The sequence below is a fragment of the Chelatococcus composti genome (assembly GCF_014201415.1).
GTDB classification, from domain to species: Bacteria; Pseudomonadota; Alphaproteobacteria; order Rhizobiales; family Beijerinckiaceae; genus Chelatococcus_A; species Chelatococcus_A composti.
This window is the reverse complement of record NZ_JACHEH010000002.1, coordinates 338,206-357,423: the sequence shown is the minus strand read 5'-3', so window position 1 is coordinate 357,423 and position 19,218 is coordinate 338,206. Positions and strand designations below refer to the sequence as shown.

The window sequence follows — 19,218 nt, the reverse complement described above, 5'->3', positions numbered from 1 at the left end:
GCCCGGTCCCGGTCAAGGCAAGTTGTGTGCATGCCCACACGTGGACCCCACATATGGTGGCATTTGCGCTGTTCACAACACCGGGAGCTGGTCGAGGGCGGCGGCAAGCGCCTCGTCCGGAACCGCCAGCACGCGCGGACCGGCGGTGTAGACAAGCAGGGCCTCGAGGCGGCGGCCCGGGAAGATGTCCGCAAGCAGCGCCCCGTAGACGGCGAGCTGCCCGACATGCGCCACCGGGGCGCCGGCGAGGTCCGCCGGCGGGCGGGCGCTCGTCTTGAAATCGGCGAAGATGACGGCCTCGTCCGTCACTGCCAGCCGGTCGATCTGCCCCGAGACGGCGCGCCGCACGCCGCCGATGACAATCTCGCCCGCGACGGCGACTTCCGCGCGCGCTCCGGGGCCGAAGAGCGGCGCGAGCGCCGGGTCGTCGAGCAGGGCGAGGGTCTGGGCGACGATGCGTGCCCGCTGGCCGGCGTCGAGGCGTCCGGCCCGCACGGCGACGAATCGCTCAGCGGCGGTGCGGCGCGTCGCGGCAGGCAGGCCGGGCAGATGCTCGACGAGCTGGTGCACGAGCGTGCCGGCGAGGCGCGCATCGGCGGCGAAGGGGCCGTCTGCCGGCCGGTGCGGCCTGTCGGCCGCAGCGAGCGCGTTCGACGGGCTGAGCGGCGGAAGCGCCTCCGGCTCCGCCGGCGCCGGGCGTCCGAGCCAGTCGGGCGCGACGACGGCGGCCTTGTCTCCAGCCGGGGCCGGTGAGGCCGCCGCTGTGTCCAGCGGGCCGCTGCGCCAGCGCCAGACCCTGCTCCCGTCCACCTCTGCCTCTTCCAGCCGGCCTTCGAGGCCCCGGCGAATCATGGCGGTCCAGCACATGGACGGCAGTTCCGGCCAGTTACCGTTTTTGTCGCGCTTGGCGTTGCTGTAGGAGGCGACGACGAGGCGGTCCTTCGCCCGGGTCATGGCGACGTAGAGAAGGCGGTTGTGCTCCTCGGCCTCGCGCCTGCGCACGGCCTCGCGCAGCCGGGCGACGGCGGGCGGATCGTCGTCGCTCTTCGGCGACCAGACTGGCACCGTGATCCCGCCGGAGCCGTTGGGCAATGGCACGGGCAACGCGAAGAGCCTGGGGTCGTGGCGGCCGCTCGGCTGCCGGCAGTCGTCTGCGAGGATGACGAAGGGCGCTTCCAGCCCCTTGGCGCCATGCACGGTCATGACGCGCACCTCGTCGCGCCCGGTGTCGAGGTCGCGCTTGATCTCGCGCTTCACCTCGCGCCCGTCGCTCTCGAAGGAGAGGACGAAGGCCTTCAGCGAGGGCGCGTGCCGGTGCTCGAAATCGAGCGCCATGGCGAGGAAGGCGTCGATGGCGTCGCCCGCTTCTTGGCCGAGCCGTGCCACGAGCCGCTCGCGGCCGCCTTCGGGGCCGATCAGGCCGGCGTAGAAGGAGAAGGGGCCGCGGCGGGCGGCGGCGTCGCGCCACCGCGCCAGCGCCTCGGCGGCCTGTGCGGCGGTCGCATCGCCCGCAGAGGCGGCCCGCGTCACGGCCTCGACGAGGCTTTCGCTGTCCTCCCGCCGGGCGGCGATGCGCATGAGGTCCTCGTCAGTCAGGCCGACGAGGGGACTCTTGAGGGCGGCCGCCAGCGTCAGGTCGTCGTCAGGCAGCAGGGCGGCGCGGCCGGCGGCGACGAGGTCGCGCACCGCGATGTGCTGGCCGACATCGAGGCGGTCGGCGCCGGCCACCGCCACGCCGCGTCGTTTCAGGGCGCGGATAACTGCCTCGAAGAAGGCCCCGCGGTTGCGCACGAGGATGAGAATGTCGCCGGGCGAGAAGCGCTGGCCCGTGTCGTCACCGCGGGTCGTCAGACGCTCGACGGTGCGGGCGATGCGCTCGGCCACGCGGATGGCGGGCGCGCTCTCGGCGAGCTCGTCGAGCGGCAGTACCCAGGCCTCCGGCTCCTCGCGGTCGCTCGGCCGCTCCGTCTCCCACACCTCCACGAGGCCGGGCGCATCGGGACGGGCGCTCTCGTGCGCGGTGCCAACCGTCACATCCGCGAAGCTGAGGCCGCGGTAATGCTCCTCGATGGCGAAGACGGCGTCGACGGCGCTCAGCACCGCAGGCGCGGAGCGGAAGGAGACGGTGAGTTCCACCGGCTCGAACGCAAGCCGCGCTTGGCGGGCCCGCATCTCGAAATAGCGGCCGGAGCCCTCGAACTCCTGCGGGGCTGCACCCTGGAAGCCGTAGATTGACTGTTTGGGGTCGCCCACGGCGAAGAGCGTGCGGACCTTGCCCACGGCGCCCTCGCCGGCAAACAGCTCCTCCGTCAGCCGCTTCAGGATGGCCCATTGCGCCGGGCTTGTGTCCTGCGCCTCGTCGATGAGCAGGTGGTCGATGCCGGCATCGAGCTTGTAGAGCACCCAGGCCGCATCGGCGCGCTGGAGCAGGGTCAGCGTGCGCTCGACGAGATCGTCGAAGTCGAGCGCGCCGCGCGCCCGCTTCACGGCCTCGATGCGGGAGACGACGGCCCGGGCGAGGGTCAGCAGCGCCCGCGTGCGCTCCACCGTCTGCGCCGCCTTCATGCGCTCGTCGAGGGCGGCCAGGCGGTCGCGCTCGGCACGCAGGCGTTCGGCGAGGTCGGCCGGCACGGCGGAGGTTGCAAGGGTCCTGTCGGATGCGGGCTTGCCCTGCTGGGTGAAGAACAGACGCAGATAGTTCTTCAGCTGCTCCTCGGTGGTGGTGGCCTGGCAGGCCTTCAGCAGGCGTTCGGCGTTCTTCTGGTCGGTCGATTTGCCGGCCTGCAGCACCGAGGCGATGGCGGGCCATTCGGTGGCGGGGATGCCGTCCTCGCACATGGCGCGGGCGATGGTCTGCGGCGTCTCTCCCTCCGCAAGGCCGAGCGCACGGGCGAGGCCGGCCATCGCCTCCTCGAAAGTGGCCGGGGTGCGCGCATAGGCAAGGAGCGCGGCGCGGTGATTCAGCGCCTCGCGGACCGCATCCGCGATCGTGCCGTCGGCATGGTTTTCCGCAAGCAGGGTCAGGGCGTCGCCGAGGGCGCGGTCGCGGCCAAGCGCCGCCTGCGTCATGACCGCGCCGAGCGCCTCGGCAAGGAGGACGGCGCTCTCGTTGTCGTCGAGGACGGTGAAGCGTGCCGGCACGTTCGCCTCGAAGGGGAACATGTGCAACAGGCGCTCGCAGAAGGCGTGGATGGTCTCGATCTTGAGGCCGCCAGGGGTTTCGACGGCGTGGGCGAAGAGCCGCCGCGCGCGGGCGAGGCGGGCGCGGTCCGGCCGGCGGCCTTCCAGCTTCTCGAGCGCAGCAGCGAGCGCCTCGTCGTCAAGCCGCACCCACTTGCCGAGTTCGGCGAAGATGCGGTTCTCCATGTTCGCAGCCGCCGCCTTGGTGAAGGTCAGGCAGAGGATGCGCGAGGGCTCCGTGCCGGCGAGCAGGAGGCGCATGACGCGGTCGGCGAGCACCTTGGTCTTGCCGGAGCCGGCGTTGGCCGACACCCAGGCCGAGGCATCCGGCCGGGCGGCGCGCTGCTGGTCGTAGATTGTCTTGGGCGGAACACGGAGCCCGCCCGGCGCCGGGCCGCTCATGCCTCGCCCCCGAATTCACCGCCACCGGCGTCATCGCCGGCCAGTGACCATTCGCGCACGCGGGCGAGGTGGTCATAGGTGCCGAAGCGGCCGGCGAACTGCGGGAAGGGACGCGAGGCGAAGCCGATTTCGCCGGCAACGTAGCGCGACAACAGGTTCGTCAGCTTCCTCTCGTGCTCGACGACGATCTCGGCGACGGAGCGCGTCTCGCCTTGCGGTGGCTTCACCGGGCAAGGCTCCAGCGGCTTGCGGGCGCCGCCCGCATGCATGTAGAGCAGCTCGCAGAGCCCGGGCGGTACCGGCGCGATGTCGCGGAAGCCGCTCGCGGCGAGGATGGCAGCCTCGAGCGTGAGCTGCGGGGAGAAGCCGGCGAAGACCTGTTTCGCGCTTGGCGGCTGTCCTGTCTTGAAGTCGACGATCACCGCCCGGCCGTCGCGCAGGCGCTCGATGCGGTCGGCGCGCGCGGTGATGCGGAAGGAGCTGCCGTCGGCGAGGGCGAGCACGAGGGCGCCGGACACCTCGGCCTGGACGACGTCGATGTCGGCGCGCCGCTCCTGCTCCCAGGCGATGAACGCTTCCGCAAGGCGCAGGAACCGGGGCCACCACAGCGCGGCGATGTCGGGGTAGGCGTCGACGGGCGCGAAAGCCTGCCGGCCGAGGGCAACGAGCTGCTCGAGCGCATCGGCGGGCAGCGTCACGGGGTGGCGGGCGGTGAAAGCGCCCAGTGCCTCATGCACGATCGTGCCCCGGTCGGCGGCGCCCGGCGGCACGGCGATGGGGTCGAGCGGGTCGAGCTTCAGTACGTGGCGCGCGAAGATGGCATAGGGGTCGCGCACCAGCGTCTCGACCTCGGTGACGCTGAGCCGCCGGGGAATAAGGTCCGGGTCCGGCCGGGGCCGTGGCCGCTCGATCGGCCTGAGTGCCGGCGGCGCGGTGAGGGCGGCCGCCCAGTGGCGCAGGCGCTCGCCCCGCTGCTGCAGCTCCTTCCAGAGGCCGTCTCCCGCCAGCGCCTGCATGCGTTGCAGGAAGCGCGAGGGCACTGTGGGCGCGTCGCCGCGCTTCAGCGCCCGGGTCAGCACCACGTCGCGCGTGCCGAGGGCCTGCACGAAGTCGTGCGCCGTCTGGCCGATGCGCCGCTCGGGCGGGGCAAGGCCGAGGGCCGTGCGCATCGGCCGGTTGAGGAAGGCGTCGGTGCGCGCCGTCGGCGGCCAAACCTCCTCGTCGAGGCCGCCGAGGACGAGGCGGTCGGCCTCAACGAGGCGGGCCTCCAGCAGGCCGAGAATCTTGACGCGCCGGTGGCCGGACATCGGCCGGCGCACCACCGCGTCAGCCATCAGCGCGGCAAAGAAGGCCGGATAGTCGGCGAAGCGGCCGGTGAGGCCCTCGACCGTGGCGCTGGCCGCTGCGTCGAAGACCTCGGCCAAAACCTCTCCGGCCTCGCCCGAGGCGAGCGGTGACGGCTCGTCGGCGGCGGGACGCGTCACTGCCTCGAGGGCGGCGCGATGGGCGGTGACGAGGGCGACGAGATCGCATTCATCCTCCTCCGCAGCGCTGAAGCCGGAGAAGGCGCCCATGAGGCGCTCGAGCAGCGTTGCAGCCAGGTCCCAGTCCGCATCGCTCAGGCGGCGCAGCGGGCGCGGGGCGCGATGGTCGCGCGCCTCTTCCCGCCGCTCGGCGAGGACCGAGGCGATGCCGGCGAGGCCCGCCGGCGGCGCGGGGCCGCGCAGCACGCCGATCTCGAGCGCCCGGGCGGCGCGCTCCATGGTCGCCTGCGGCCAGCCGAAACGGGTGAGAGGGTGGGCGATGAGGCTCGCGAGGATCGCTGGCTCGTGGTTGGTGGCGGCCGCCTCGGCGACGAGGCAGGCAAGCGTGCCGTGCGGGCTGCGCCGCAGCGGCAGGCCGGCCGAATCCTCCGCCGCAATGTCCCAGCGGGCGAGCTCGGCGGCCACGCGCTCGGCGAGTGCCCGGTCCGGCGTGACGAGGGCCGCGGTCGCCTGCGGGTCCTCCAGCGCCTCTCGCAGGGCGATGGCCGCGCACAGCGCCTCCTCCCGCTCATCCGCCGCCTCGACGAGGGTGAGACCCTCGAAGGCGGCCCGCACGTCGGCTTCGGGCAGGCGATGGGCCGGCTCGGCCCACAGGTCTGTCGTCTCCGCCGGCCGCATGGCCTCGGAGAGGAAGCGGGCACGGGCGGTGAGGGCGGGCGGGGGCGCGCCCAGAACGGCGACGTCGCTGCGCGGGATGCCGATGGTGGCAAGCAGGCGCGCGAGCATCGCCTGCGGGTGGTTGTGCACCGTCAGGTCGTTGCCGCCGGCGCCGATGAGCGCGAAGGTGTCGTCGTCGAGCCACGTGTCGAGCCCCGGCAGCACCACGGCGCCCTGTGGCAGGCGCGCGATGGTGGCGATGAGCCGCGCCGTTGCCGGGATGGAGCCGGTCGAGCCGGCGACGATGACCGGCCCCGCCGGTGGCACTGCCGCAAGCCTCCTCGCCGCGGCGTCGATGAGGGCCGAGCGCCGCCGGGCCGGGTCGCTTGCCTGCCGCTCGGCGAGGATGGCCGGCCACATCTCGGCGGCGATCCTTACGAAGTCGAGCGTGATGCCGTAGTAGCGCGAATAACGCTCCTCGACGAGGCCGGCGAGGGACGACCAGGGGATGTCCTCGGTCGCAAGCCCGTCCATCAGCGCGGCAAGATCGTCCGCGAGGGCGAGGGCGTCCGCCGGGGAAGCAGGGACGAGCAGCGGCTCGTGCATCTCGGCGGGCAGGATGGCGCCGTCGAGGGCGCGGGCCCACTGCAGTACGAGCCGGGTGAGGATGAGGCGGCGCTCCATGGGCGGCAGCGCCGGCGGCAGGTGGGCAGCCGCATCGGCAAAGGCCCGTTCCGCCTCGCCGGCGAGGGCGAGCTCGGCAGCGTCGAGGTCGCCGAGCGGCTGGATGTCCGGCAGCAGCACGGTGCGTTGCGGCAGCCGCTCTGCGAGGGTGGCAGCGAGCGCGCGCGCGGCACGCCGGGTCGGCAGGTAGATGGTGGCCGAGGCGAGGGTCAGCGGGTCGCCGTCACCGGGAAAGCCGGGCACGATGCGGCCGGCGAGCAGCGCATCGGCAAAGGTTGTGAGGAAGGGTGCCCCCGGAGGGATGGTGAAGACCCGTGCCGGTGCCTGCCTCGCCATCGTCAGTCGGTCGTCGCAAATCGCTTTTCGGCCGCCCGCAGGGCCTCGGGCGTGCCGACGTGAAGCCATTGGCCCTCGATGCGTGTGCCGTAGAGCCGGCCCTGTTCCGCCACCGCGTCGAAGATGCGGTTGAGCGAGAAGGGGCCCTCCGGCGCGTCGGCGAAGAGTTGCGGCCTGATGATGGCGACGCCGGCATAGGCAAAGGGCACGACCTCGCGCTCCGGGCGGCGCGTCAGGCGCCCGCTGGGATCCATCGCGAAATCCCCGCGCCCCTCATAGCCGAGGCTGGTCGCCGTCGGGGCCATCAGCAGCAGGATGTCCATCCGCTCCCCGTCCCAGTCGCCGGCGAGGAGGTCAAGGTTCGGCTGCGGGCCTTCGAGCCACAGGGTATCGCTGTTGAGGAGGAAGAACGGATCCTCGCCCAGGAGCGGCAGCGCCTTGCGGATGGCGCCGCCGGTGTCGAGAAGCTTCTGGCGCTCGTCGGAGATGTGCACGCGCGGTCCGCCCTTATGCCGGCGTGCATGCTGCTCGACGAGGTCGGCGAGGTAGTGGACGTTGATGACCACATCCTCGACGCCCGCCGCTTGCAGCCTGTCGAGCGCCCGGTCGAGCAGGGAGCGTCCCGCCACGCGCACGAGCGGCTTCGGCGTCGTCGCCGTGATCGGACGCATGCGCTTGCCGAGGCCGGCGGCGAGGATCATGGCGCGGCGGGGCGCGGTGCGGCGTGTCGGGGCGGCGGTGCGACTCATCGTTCTCGACATTTCAAGGGGTCAGGACTCGGCGACGAGCGCCGGCAGGTGCGTCTCATACCAGAGCCGCAGCTCTGACAACACCGGATGGGCGAGGTTGCGCACCAGATAGCTCCGCAGACGCGGCAGGTGGTTGAGATAGATGCTCTTGCCGTCGCGCTTGGCGAGACGGGCGAAGGTGCCGAACAGCTTGGTGCCGCGCTGGGCGGCGAGAATGGCGTAGGCGGCGGCGAAGTTGCCGACGTCGAACTGCGGATCCTGGCTCCTCCTCGCCCGGGCGTAGACACCGAGCAGGGACAGCTCGAGCTCCGCCGGCACGGTGACGCGCGCATCCTGCAGCAGGGCGGCAAGGTCGTAGGCAGGATGGCCGAGGACCGTGTCCTGGAAGTCGATGAGGCCGACGCGGGCGAGCCCCTCCCGCTCCGGCAGCCAGATGATGTTCGGCGAGTGGAAGTCGCGCAGGGTCCAGGTGGTGGGGCCGGTCACGATGTCGGCGAGCAGGCGCGTCCACAGGGTGTTGAACTGGGCGCGGGCCACGGCGGACAGGGCCTTTCCGCCGATGTGCGGCGCGTACCAGTCGATAATCAGTTCGACCTCCGTCAGCAGCGCCTCGAGGTCGTAGGGCGGGATGACGTGGTCGATGCCGTCGGCGACGGGCAGGACGTCCGGCAGTGTGGTGCCGTGCAGCTTGGCCAGCAGCAGCGTTGCCTCGCGGTAGCGCTCGGGAATGGGGGCGCCGTCCGCCACCACCGGCTCGCTGCCGAGGTCCTCCAGCAGCAGGAGGCCGGTGTCGAGATCGGCGGCATAGATGTCCGGCGCGCTGAAGCCGAGCGCCCGCAGGCCCTTGTCGATGGCGACGAAGGGATGGACGGTGAGCGCGAGCTTGGCCGCGATCGGATAGGGCTTGGTGCCGCGCAGGACGGGGCCCGGCGGCCGCGGCGGCGAGATCATCAGCACGGCGGTGGCGCCGTCCGGCCGCACGAGCCGCTCGTATTCGCGGTAGGAGGCGTCCCCCTGGATGTGCCGGCGCTCGGCGTCGCCCCAGCCGGCGTTGTCGAGCAGGGTGCGGATGGCACGCAGGCGGAAGAGCCGCGGCGCGAAGCGGCCGTGGCCGGTCATGACGACGCGCCGATGCGCGGGAGGTTCCTGCGGCAGGAGGTGGAAGGAGATGTCGAGCCGGTCGGGCGAAAGCGCCTCCTCGGCCTTCTGCGGCCATTCGACGAGGACGAGCGCACCCTCGCAGGCCTCCTCCCAGCCGAGGTCGGTGAGCTCCTCCGCGCTGCCGAGCCGGTAGAAGTCGGCGTGCACCACCGGCGGGCGGGCGGTGTCGTAGAGCTGCATCAGGGTGAAGGTCGGGCTCGGCACCTCGAGGCTGGCGTCTTTCGCCAGGCTGCGGATCAGCCCGCGGGCGAAGGTGGTCTTGCCGGCGCCGAGATCACCCGAGAGGGTGACGAGATCGCCCGCCTTCAGCTCCTCGCACAGAACTTCTGCGAGGCGCAGCGTCGCTGCCTCGTTGGGCAGGTCGAGCTGCCAGGTGGTCACCGCCGCGTCGCCGCCGCGCGAGCCGGAAGCTGCGGCCTGCCCGGCCGGGAAGGGAGAACTCGCCATCGCGCCTCGTCCACTCGAAAGCCAACTCGTTACTCTGCTGCCGCGCGGTTCGGCACGCGGGGGAAGCGGCACGTCACCGTCGTGCCGCGGCCGGGTGTCGAATCCAGGGAGACCGTGCCACCGTGCAGCTCCACGAAGGAGCGCACGATGGACAGGCCGAGGCCGACGCCGCGATGGCCGGAGCCGAGTGTGTGGCTCTCGAAGCGGTCGAACACCCGGCTGCGGACTTCCGGTGCAATGCCGCGCCCGCTGTCGCTGACGCTGAAGACCACCTCCTCGCCTTCGCGCCGGGCGCTGACGGTGACTGTCTGGCCGGACTCCGAGAAGCCGATGGCGTTCGACAGCAGGTTGAAGAGCACCTGGCGCACGCGCTTGGCGTCGGCAACGAAGCGGCCGATGTCGGCCGGCACGTCGATGACGACGCGGATCTGGCGCTCCGCCAATCGGTCCTGCAGGCCGGCGAGCGCAGCGTCGATCGTCTCGCGGATGTCGATCTCCTCGCAGGTCAGCGCCATGGCGCCGTTGTCGATGCTGGCGAGGTCCAGGATGTCGTTGATGATGGCGAGCAGGGCCGCCGACGACTTGGTGATGTGCGAGGCGTATTCGCGCTGCTTGTCGTTGAGCGGGCCGACCGTCTCGGCGTCGAGCAGCTCGACGAAGCCGATGATGTTGGTCAGAGGCGAGCGCAGCTCGTAGGAGACGTGGTGGACAAAGTCGTCGCGCAGGCGCGCGGCCTGCTCGAGGGCCTGGTTCTTCTCCTTCAGTGCCCGCTCCACTTCCACGCTCGCCGTGACGTCAGTGAAGGTGAGGAGTGTCGAGCCGTCCGGCAGCGGTGCGGTGACGCAGTCGATGACCGTGCCGTCGCGGCGCTCCATGCGCGCGGCAAATCCGGTGCGCGTGTCGTGCACGCCGGCGACGGCGCCGCGGATGACGTCCCACGCCTCCTGCTGTGGCGCCATGGCCCCGCAGTGGCGGATGACATCGTCGATGTGCGGCAGCTCGCCCAGCATGTCCTCCGAGATCTGCCACAGGTGGCCGAAGGCGGGGTTGCAGAGCTTGAGGTGGCCGTTGGAACCGAAGACCGCGACTCCCTCGCGCAGCGAGTTCAGCGTTTCGCCCTGGGCGTTCAGCAGGGCGTTGAAGCGCGATTCGAGGTTGAACCGTTCGCTCACGTCGTCGAACAGGTAGGTGACGCCGCCCTTGGGGTTGGGATTGGCGAGGACGCGCAGTGTGCGCCCGTCCGGCAGGTACCACCAGTGCTCCTGCGGCTCGATCGAGCGATAGGCGGCAAGGACGTCCGCCTTCCAGGCTCGGTAATCGGCCTGCTCCGGCAGACGGCGGCGGGCGCGCAGCTCGTCGAGCACCTCCCCGTCTGTCGGGCCCGATTCGAGGAAGGCGGCGTCGAGCTGCCACAGCTCGCGATAGGCGGCGTTCCAGAAGGTCAGGCGCTGGCTCGCATCGAAGATGGCGACGGCGGTGGGCAGCTGGTCCAGCGTGCGCACGTGGGCCGCCATCTGCCGTTCGAGATCGGAGCGGACGGCCTCAAGCTCGGACACGTCGATGGCGACGCCGGCGGAGCCGTCGCCGTTCGGCGTCTCGGTCACGTCAAGCACGCGCCGCGCGCCCGCGACGACGGCAGTGACGCGGTCTTGATACGGCGTGCCCTCGGCGCGCTGCCGGTCGATGGCCTTGCGTGTGGGCGCGTCGAGCAGTTCGAGCCCCCGGCTCACCGCGTCGGCAGCGTCGGCGGCCTCGACGGCCTCGGCATAGGCCCGGTTGACCCAGGTGAGCCTGCCCTCGGCGTCCCGGCGCCAGGCGGGCACCGGCAGGCTGTCGAGCACGCCCGCGAGCGCGTCGTTCTCGGCCCGCGCCTCGGCGAGGGCGTCGCGGTGCCGCAGCAGGTCGAGCCGGTCGCCGGTCACCTCGCGCAGGCGAAGTACGGCGCGGCCGCCGATGGCGCGGCCCTCGGCCTCGTAATAGGCGCCGCTGGTGGCCCTGAGGTTCATCTGGAAGCGCTCGCCGCGCTCCTTCAGGCGCTCCAGCGCCCGCTCCAGCGCCTGCGCGCCGGCGGCCGGCAGCCAGGAGCCGAAGGCGAGCACGCGCCGGCCGGAGATGCCCTCGCCGAAGATGCTCGTGTCGCCCTCGATCTCCGGTTCGGCATCGCGCCCGTGCCAGCTCACGAGAAGCTGGGGCTCGGTGGCGACGAGCAAGGCGACGCGGTCGGCGCGGGCGCGCAGCTCCTCGTTCTCGCGCGCCAGCAGCGCCTCCTGCCGCGCCCAGCGGCGACGCTCCCTCAGATGCACGAGCGCGGTGGTGGTGGCGAAGGCGATGAGGCCGAGCACGAGGGCAAGGCCGGCGAAATCCTGCGGCGTGGCCCGGCCGAGAAGCGAGCCGAGGTCCTCGGCTGCGACAGGGGAGGGCAGGCTGGCGAGGCTCATGCCGAGGGCGGTGCAGGAGAGTGCGGGGATCGCACGGGAGGCGCGTCTCTCCCGCCGTTCGCCAGCCCTCGTTGCTCCCTGCATCGTCCGATCCTCGCTTCCGCGCCGCGCGCACGCGCTCGCCCAGGCCGCGAATCGAGCCACTGTAGCGTTTCAACGACTTCTGCAGGAAGTGGTTAACAAAAGGCAAATCGCCCGGTGGGGGCCACCGGGCGACGGATGTGGATGCGTGTGGAGAACGACTGCCTCAGTAGCGGTAGTGCTCGGGCTTGAACGGGCCTTCGGGTGACACGCCGATGTAGGCTGCCTGCTCGGGCGTGAGCTTGGTCAGCTTCACGCCGATCTTGGCGAGGTGCAGCATGGCAACCTTCTCGTCGAGGTGCTTGGGCAGCGTGTAGACCTTCTTCTCGTACTGGCCGTGCTTGGTGAAGAGCTCGATCTGCGCCAGCGTCTGGTTGGTGAAGGAGGCGCTCATCACGAAGGAGGGGTGGCCCGTGGCGTTGCCGAGGTTCACGAGGCGGCCTTCCGACAGCAGGATGATGCGCTTGCCGTCGGGGAACTCGATCTCGTCCACCTGCGGCTTGATGTTGTGCCACTTGAAGTTCCGCAGGCCGGCGACCTGGATCTCGTTGTCGAAGTGGCCGATGTTGCACACAATGGCGCGGTCCTTCATGGCGCGCATGTGCTCGACGGTGATGACGTCCCGGTTGCCGGTGGCCGTCACGAAGATGTCGGCGCGCGGGGCGGCGTCCTCCATCGTCGTCACCTCGTAGCCCTCCATCGCCGCCTGCAGGGCGCAGATGGGGTCAACCTCCGACACCATGACGCGGCAGCCGGCGTTGCGCAGCGAGGCGGCCGAGCCCTTGCCCACGTCGCCGAAGCCGGCGACCATGGCGACCTTGCCGGCCATCATCACGTCCGTGCCGCGGCGGATGCCGTCGACCAGAGACTCGCGGCAGCCGTAGAGGTTGTCGAACTTCGACTTCGTCACCGAGTCGTTGACGTTTATGGCCGGGAAGAGGAGCTTGCCCTCCCTGGCCAGCATGTAGAGGCGGTGCACACCCGTCGTCGTCTCTTCCGACACGCCGCGGATGTTGCGGGCGAGCTCGCTGAACCAGCCCTTCGGCTTCTCGGCCAGCTTGCGCTTGATGAGGGCGAAGAAGATCTCCTCCTCCTCGGAGGTCGGCTTGTCGAGGAAGGCGGTATCGCCCGACTCGGCGCGCACGCCGGCATGGACGAACATGGTCGCGTCGCCGCCGTCATCGAGGATCATGTTGGGCATGCCGCCGTCGTGCCAGTCGAAAAGGCGCGAGGTGTAGTCCCAATATTCCGTGAGCGTCTCGCCCTTGACGGCAAAGACGGGGATGCCGGCGGCGGCGATGGCCGCGGCGGCGTGATCCTGCGTCGAGTAGATGTTGCAAGACACCCAGCGGATGTCGGCGCCGAGCGCCTTCAGCGTCTCGATGAGCACGGCCGTCTGGATGGTCATGTGCAGCGAGCCGGCGATGCGCGCACCCTTGAGCGGCTGGCTCGGGCCGAATTCCTCGCGCACGGCCATCAGGCCGGGCATCTCGCTTTCGGCGATGGCGATCTCCTTGCGGCCCCACTCGGCCAGCGAAATGTCCTTGACGATGTATTCCTGGGTCATGGCGCGACGATCCGTGCTTGCGCTGTGCGTTGAGGTTCGGCGCGACCTATAGCAGCCGCGCCGCCCGCAGGCAATAAAGACATAAAGAAGTCTTTATATGTTCGTCGATCGCGCGGCGGCCCGGCGCGTGCCCCACTTCACGAGGAAGGCGGCGGTGATGGTGCCGATGAGGGCGGCCGCCATGAAGGCGAAGGCGAGGTGCGCCTGCCCCCGGTCGAGGAAGACGCCGATGGCGACCGGCGCCAGCATCGCGCCGAGATCAAGGCCGGAGTAGACGAAGCCGAAGATCTTGCCGGTCGATCCCGCCGGTGTCGCCGAGCGCACCAGCATGTCGCGCGAGGGGATGGTGATGCCGGTGAGGAAGCCGGCCACCGCGACCGTGGCGAAGGCCGTGGCGAGCGCGAGCGGGATATAGCCCAGCGCGAGCGTGAGCACGCCGGCGCCAACGAGCCCGCCGCCGACGATGCGCTCGTGGTTGCTCGTCCTGTCGGCGAGGAAGCCACCGACGAGCGACCCCGTGGCGCTGGCGACGAGATAGACGGTCGTTGCCGTTGTCGCGAGGGCGAAGGTGATGGCCTGCACCTGCGGCATCAGGCTCGGCAGGAAGCTCTGCATGCCGGTCTGTGCGATCGACAGCAGGGTAAAGTAGACGAAACACAGCAGGACCGGCGCGGCGAAGAGCAGCTGCGCCTTGCTGCTCGCGCCCTGCGCCGGCCGGGCGGAGCCGGCCTGGGGTTCGTGCGGCGCCACGCGCAGGTAGAGGTGCTGCGTGGCGACGAAGAGCGCGAAGGCGATGCCGACCGCTCCCGTGAGGATGAGCGCCGCGCGCCATCCCAAGAGATCATTGAGGAGCAGCAGCGTCACCGGCGCCGCGGCCCAGCCAAGCGTGCCCGACACTGTGTGGATGCTGTAGGCGCGGGCGAGGCGCGAGGGCGTCACGCGCGCCGTCATCACGGAAAAGTCGGCTGGGTGGAAGACGCAGTTGCCGAGGGCGGCAACGACCGCGACGACCACCAGCATCCAGTAGGCGGGGGCGAGGCCGGCGAGAATCGTCGCCAGGCCGAAGAAGGCTATGCCGGCGGGCAGGATGCGCTGCGGACCGTAGCGGTCGACAAGGAAGCCGGCGGCCACCTGGCCGAGGCCGGAGACGGCATAGAACACCGCCATCGCGAGGCCGAGCTGCGTGTAGCTGACGCCGAGGTCGTCGCGGATGAAGGGAAAGAGCGGGGGCAGGACGAGCTGGAAGAAGTGGCTCGAGAAATGGGCCGCGCCGACGAGACCGATGATGCGGACGTCGCGTTGCGGCAGGGCATGCGCCTGCTGCGTCATGTTTCCTCCGCCCTGGTTGCCGCGCAACCGTTTTGGAAAGCCGGTTTTTGGGTGCATTGAGCCAATAGGACGAACGGCCGCGAATGACCAGTCCGCCCGCGCAGGGCAGGGCTGCGCGTGCCGGGCGCCCGTCATGCTCGCGTAATGTTGCCCGGCGAAGGCGGACCGGGCGGATCTGGGGGCTGCCATGCGTGTTCTCGTCATCGAAGACGATCCCGATCTCGGGGCGTGGTTGCGCGCCTCGGTGACGCAGGCGCTCGGGCCGTGCGATGTCGTGACCTCGCTGGAGGAGGCGCGGGCGGCGCTGGCGGTCGCTGTCTTCGATCTCGTCGTCATCGACCGGCTGCTGCCGGACGGTGACGGCATGGGCCTCATCGCGGAGTTGGGGGCGCTCCGCCCCCAGCCGGGCATCCTTCTGACTGCGCTTGACGATCCGGAGGAGGTCGCGAGCGGCGTGCGGGTGAGGGGCGACCTCACCAATCACCTCGTGCGGGCGGGCGTCAGCTACCGGTTCTGACGCCACTCAGCAGGTGACAGCCTCGCAGGCGCGCAGGTTGGCGATGATCGCGCGCTTGTCGGCCAGAGGCACGAAGCCGTGGAAGGCTTCCGTCATCACAGTGTAGGACGGTGTGGCGTTGAAGCCGAGGTCGGAGCCAAGGGCCACGGCCTGTCCCATGGCGTTCGTCACCTCGTCCGAATCGGCCCGCTTGAGCAGCTCTTGCTTGTCGAGCGGGAAGGTGGCGGCGATGTCGAAGGTGCGCTGCGCGTCGACGCGGCCCTTGAGGGCGAAGATGCGCTGATGCAGCGCGAAATAGTCCGCCGCCGGCCGCATCTGGGCGAAGGCGAGCGCGATGCGCGCCGCCTCGACCGACTGCTCGCTCAGGATGGGATAGTTGACGAGGACGTAGGCGAGATCCTTCTCGCTGGCCAGCAGCGTCACCGCATCCCGGCATGACTGCCGGCACCAGGGACAGTTGTAGTCGAAGAACTCGACGATGGTGATGTCCGGTTGGGCGCTGCCAACCGTCACGCGGATGGGAAGCAGGGCGATCTCGTTGACGAGCTCGCTCGGCACGCGGTTGTGCGGGGCGGTGACGGGGGCAGCGAGGGCCCGCGGGGTGCCTGCGGCGAGGAATGTGCCGGCAAGTCCCTTGACGATGATGCGGCGTGAAGGCTGGAACATGGGTTCTGGGTGCACCGGCCTGCGGGCCGCGTCAATCGCCGCCGCCTCACGAGCCGGTGAGTGCCTGCCCGCTCAGGTCGTCGCCGTGTCGGCGAGACGCTCGCTCGCGGCTTCGGCCTTCTCCTGGGCCTTGAGCACGTCCGGCCGCGGCATGGAGATGATGTTGTAGCCCGAGTCGACGTAGTGGATCTCGCCGGTCACGCCGCTCGACAGGTCGGACAGGAGGTAGAGGGCGGAGCCGCCGACCTCCTCGATCGTCACCGTGCGGCGCAGCGGGGCATGGGCCTTCTGGTAGTTGAACATCAGCCGCGCGTCGGCGACGCCGGCGCCGGCGAGCGTGCGCACGGGGCCTGCCGAGATGGCGTTGACGCGGATGCCGTCAGGACCGAAGTCGGCGGCGAGATAGCGCACGCTGGCCTCGAGCGCCGCCTTGGCGACGCCCATCACGTTGTAGTTGGGCATCACCCGTGTGGAGCCGCCGTAGGTCAGCGTCAGCAGGGAGCCGCCGTTTGGCATCAGCGCCGCGGCGCGCTTGGCGATCTCCGTGAAGGAGAAGCAGGAGATCACCATGGTGCGCGAGAAGTTGGCGCGCGTCGTGTCGGCGTAGCGGCCCTTGAGCTCGTTCTTGTCCGAGAAGCCGATGGCGTGGACGACGAAGTCAAGGCTGCCCCAGCTTTCGCGCAGCGTGTCGCAGACCGCGTCGACCGTGGCGATGTCCTCCACGTCGCAAGGCATGATGAGCTTCGAGCCGAGCGACTCTGCCAGCGGCGCCACACGCTTCCTCAGTGCCTCGCCCTGGTAGGTGAAGGCAAGCTCGGCGCCGTGCTGGCGAAGAACCTTGGCAATGCCCCAGGCAATCGAATGATCGTTCGCGACCCCCATGATGAGGCCGCGCTTTCCGTCCATGAGACCCGACAAGGAGGCGCTCCCGGATAGAGCCCGACGCTCAGGCGTCGAGGTGTTTCATGACGATGGTTGCGTTGGTGCCGCCGAACCCGAAGGAGTTGGACAGCACGCAACCGAGCGTTACATTGTCAAGGCGCTCGCGCACGATGGGCATGTCGGCGAAGGCCGGGTCAAGCTCCTCGATGTTGGCGCTCTCGCAGACGAAGCCGTTGTTCATCATGAGCAGTGAGTAGATCGCCTCTTGCACGCCGGTGGCGCCGAGCGAATGGCCGGTGAGCGACTTCGTGGCTGAAATCGGCGGGCACTTGTCGCCGAAGACCTCGCGGATCGCCTCGATCTCCTTCTCGTCGCCCACGGGCGTCGAGGTGGCGTGCGGGTTGATGTAGTCGACCGGCACCTTCACGCTCTGGAGCGCCATGCGCATGCAGCGCACCGCACCTTCGCCCGAGGGGGCGACCATGTCGTAGCCGTCGGACGTGGCGCCGTAGCCGACGATCTCGCCGTAGATCTTGGCGCCGCGCGCTTTGGCATGCTCCAGCTCCTCGAGGACGAGGACGCCCGCGCCGCCGGCGATGACGAAGCCATCGCGGTTCTTGTCATAGGCGCGCGAGGCGGCCTGCGGCCGCTCGTTGTACTTCGTCGACATGGCGCCCATGGCATCGAAGAGCATGGACAGCGTCCAGTCCAGCTCCTCGCAGCCGCCGGCGAAGATCACGTCCTGCTTGCCGGCGAGGATCGTCTCGTAGGCATTGCCGATGCAGTGGTTCGACGTGGCGCAGGCCGACGAGATGGAATAGTTGACGCCCTTGATCTTGAACCAGGTGGCGAGCGTTGCGGAGGCGGTGGAGGACATCGCCTTCGGCACGGCGAAGGGGCCGATGCGCTTCGGTCCCTTGGTACGGGCGATGTCGGCCGCCTCGACGAGCGTGCGCGTGGAGGGGCCGCCGGAGCCCATGATGATGCCCGTGCGCTCGTTGCTGACCTCGTGCGCCTCGAGCCCGGCGTCCTGGATCGCCTGCTCCATGGCGACGTGGTTCCATGCTGCTCCCGTGCCGAGGAAGCGCAGGGCCCGACGGTCGACGACCTCTTCCGGGTTCAGCGCGGGGGCGCCGTGGACCTGGCAGCGGAAACCGAGCTTGGCGTAGTCCTCGGCGAAGACGATGCCCGATCGCCCTTCGCGCAGGGAGGCGAGCACCTCCTGCGTGTTGTTGCCGATGGACGAGACGATGCCCATCCCGGTGACGACGACGCGCCTCATGGCAGCCGTATCCTTTCCTCAGATCAACCAAATGGGCTCAGAAGCCCTATGTGGGGGGCCCGATCGGGGCTGTCCACCGTGCCGGTGCGTTCAGGCGGCAGGGGCAGCCCCGGACTGGAACAGGCCGACCCGGAGATCCTTGGCCTCGTAGATGCGCTTGCCGTCGGCCTCCACCCAGCCGTCGGCGATGCCGAGCACGAGCTTGGAACGGAAGACCCGCTTCAGATCGACGCCGTAGACCACCTTCTTGACGGACGGCAGCACCTGGTCGACGAACTTGACCTCGCCCACGCCCAGCGCACGCCCCCGTCCGGGGGAGCCGAGCCAGCCGAGGAAGAAGCCGACCATCTGCCACAGGGCGTCGAGGCCGAGGCAGCCCGGCATGACCGGATCACCCTTGAAGTGGCAGCCGAAGAACCAGAGATCCGGACGCACATCGAGCTCGGCGCGCACCAGGCCCTTGCCGTTCGCACCCCCCTCCTCGGCGATCGCAGTGATCCGGTCGAACATGAGCATAGGGGGCAGCGGCAGTTGCGCGTTGCCGGCGCCGAACAGCTCGCCGCGGCCGCAGGCGAGAAGTTCCTCGTAGCTATAGTTCGACTGCCGCTCCATAATCCTCGGACGATCCCTTCATTACGATTGTCACGAACCGGGCTCGGTGAACCCGGCAACAGGGGCTCTCTAACATAGTGGCCGCTCTGCCGGAAGCGGGAAGCCGCGCTTTCGCGTCCCCGACGCGGCGCAAGGACGCGCTGACGGGCCCCGCGGGTTGCGGACGGGCTATCCAGTTCCTATGATAATGCCAACAATTAGCAATTTCCGGGCCATTGGCAGACATGAGCGAGCAAGTGCATTCCCGCCGGGATTCGGACCTTCCCGTGCGCCTGCAGGAGGGGGCCGGAGCGCCGGCGCAGACGTCTGCGGCCGTCCAGGGCGAGCGTCGGGGGTGCCCTTTCCACGAGCTGCGCGAGAAGTTGCGCCGGGCGGGCCTGCGCCCGACGCGACAGCGCCTCTCGCTCGGCTGGCTCCTCTTCGCCAAGGGAGACAGGCACGTCTCCGCGGAGATGCTGTATGAAGAGGCGACTCGGGCGCGCGTGCCCGTCTCCCTCGCCACCGTCTACAACACGCTGCACCAGTTCACGCAGGCCGGCCTCCTGCGCGAGCTGGCTGTGGACGGCTCCAAGACCTATTTCGACACCAACCTCTCGGACCACCATCACTTCTTCGTTGAAGGCGAGGACAGGATGATGGACATTCCCGGTCCCTCCATCACGGTGGGGGATCTGCCGACGCCGCCCGAGGGCATGGAGATCGCTCGCGTCGACGTCGTGGTCCGCCTGCGGCGCAAGGAATGAG

General features: G+C 70.2%; 13 protein-coding genes. 2 read left to right on the top strand and 11 right to left on the bottom strand.

Going from position 1 to position 19,218, the window contains the following annotated elements:
- Positions 1 to 72 precede the first annotated feature (72 nt).
- The 7 genes from addA to HNQ73_RS04925 all read right to left on the bottom strand — a co-directional run bounded on the left by addA (position 73) and on the right by HNQ73_RS04925 (position 14,515).
- Positions 73 to 3,582, bottom strand: a complete 3,510-nt coding sequence (gene addA, locus HNQ73_RS04955; RefSeq protein ID WP_183332845.1) for a double-strand break repair helicase AddA — start codon at positions 3,580 to 3,582, stop codon at positions 73 to 75.
- Positions 3,579 to 6,743: a double-strand break repair protein AddB gene (gene addB / locus HNQ73_RS04950; protein ID WP_183332843.1), complete on the bottom strand. Its 3,165-nt coding sequence runs from the start codon at positions 6,741 to 6,743 to the stop codon at positions 3,579 to 3,581. Before addB ends, addA begins: the two co-directional genes overlap by 4 nt.
- Before the next feature lie 2 nt (positions 6,744 to 6,745).
- The gene (locus tag HNQ73_RS04945; protein WP_244649883.1) at positions 6,746 to 7,492 is read right to left on the bottom strand and encodes a nucleotidyltransferase family protein; all 747 of its coding nucleotides are present in this window, start codon (positions 7,490 to 7,492) and stop codon (positions 6,746 to 6,748) included.
- 21 nt (positions 7,493 to 7,513) lie between these two features.
- Complete coding sequence (gene tsaE, locus HNQ73_RS04940; RefSeq protein WP_183332839.1) at positions 7,514 to 9,100, bottom strand: tRNA (adenosine(37)-N6)-threonylcarbamoyltransferase complex ATPase subunit type 1 TsaE; 1,587 nt, start codon at positions 9,098 to 9,100, stop codon at positions 7,514 to 7,516.
- Between the two features lie 29 nt (positions 9,101 to 9,129).
- Positions 9,130 to 11,622 carry a sensor histidine kinase gene (locus HNQ73_RS04935; protein WP_183332837.1) on the bottom strand — a complete coding sequence of 831 codons (2,493 nt, stop codon included), beginning with the start codon at positions 11,620 to 11,622 and terminating at the stop codon, positions 9,130 to 9,132.
- Between the two features lie 163 nt (positions 11,623 to 11,785).
- Positions 11,786 to 13,186, bottom strand: a complete 1,401-nt coding sequence (gene ahcY / locus HNQ73_RS04930; RefSeq protein ID WP_183332835.1) for an adenosylhomocysteinase — start codon at positions 13,184 to 13,186, stop codon at positions 11,786 to 11,788.
- A gap of 93 nt (positions 13,187 to 13,279) precedes the next feature.
- Positions 13,280 to 14,515: an MFS transporter gene (locus HNQ73_RS04925; RefSeq protein ID WP_183332833.1), complete on the bottom strand. Its 1,236-nt coding sequence runs from the start codon at positions 14,513 to 14,515 to the stop codon at positions 13,280 to 13,282.
- A 187-nt stretch (positions 14,516 to 14,702) separates the two neighbouring features.
- Between HNQ73_RS04925 and HNQ73_RS04920 the strand changes: the two genes are divergently transcribed.
- A complete protein-coding gene (locus HNQ73_RS04920; protein ID WP_244649881.1) occupies positions 14,703 to 15,032 on the top strand; it encodes a response regulator in 330 nt (109 codons plus the stop codon).
- A gap of 6 nt (positions 15,033 to 15,038) precedes the next feature.
- Here the strand turns inward: HNQ73_RS04920 and HNQ73_RS04915 are convergent, their stop codons facing one another.
- From HNQ73_RS04915 to fabA, 4 genes are all read right to left on the bottom strand, one after another.
- Positions 15,039 to 15,698, bottom strand: a complete 660-nt coding sequence (locus HNQ73_RS04915; RefSeq protein ID WP_183332831.1) for a DsbA family protein — start codon at positions 15,696 to 15,698, stop codon at positions 15,039 to 15,041.
- A gap of 72 nt (positions 15,699 to 15,770) precedes the next feature.
- A complete protein-coding gene (fabI, locus tag HNQ73_RS04910; protein WP_276513664.1) occupies positions 15,771 to 16,616 on the bottom strand; it encodes an enoyl-ACP reductase FabI in 846 nt (281 codons plus the stop codon).
- 28 nt (positions 16,617 to 16,644) lie between these two features.
- Complete coding sequence (gene fabB, locus HNQ73_RS04905) at positions 16,645 to 17,862, bottom strand: beta-ketoacyl-ACP synthase I (protein WP_183332829.1); 1,218 nt, start codon at positions 17,860 to 17,862, stop codon at positions 16,645 to 16,647.
- Positions 17,863 to 17,952: 90 nt separating this feature from the next.
- On the bottom strand, positions 17,953 to 18,474 hold the full coding sequence (gene fabA, locus HNQ73_RS04900; protein WP_183332827.1) for a 3-hydroxyacyl-[acyl-carrier-protein] dehydratase FabA: 522 nt from the start codon (positions 18,472 to 18,474) through the stop codon (positions 17,953 to 17,955).
- Between the two features lie 224 nt (positions 18,475 to 18,698).
- On the opposite strand from fabA, the gene irrA reads away from it, so the two are divergent.
- Entirely contained in the window at positions 18,699 to 19,217 is a 519-nt protein-coding gene (gene irrA / locus HNQ73_RS04895; protein ID WP_183332825.1) for an iron response transcriptional regulator IrrA, read from the top strand.
- Position 19,218: the final 1 nt, after the last annotated feature.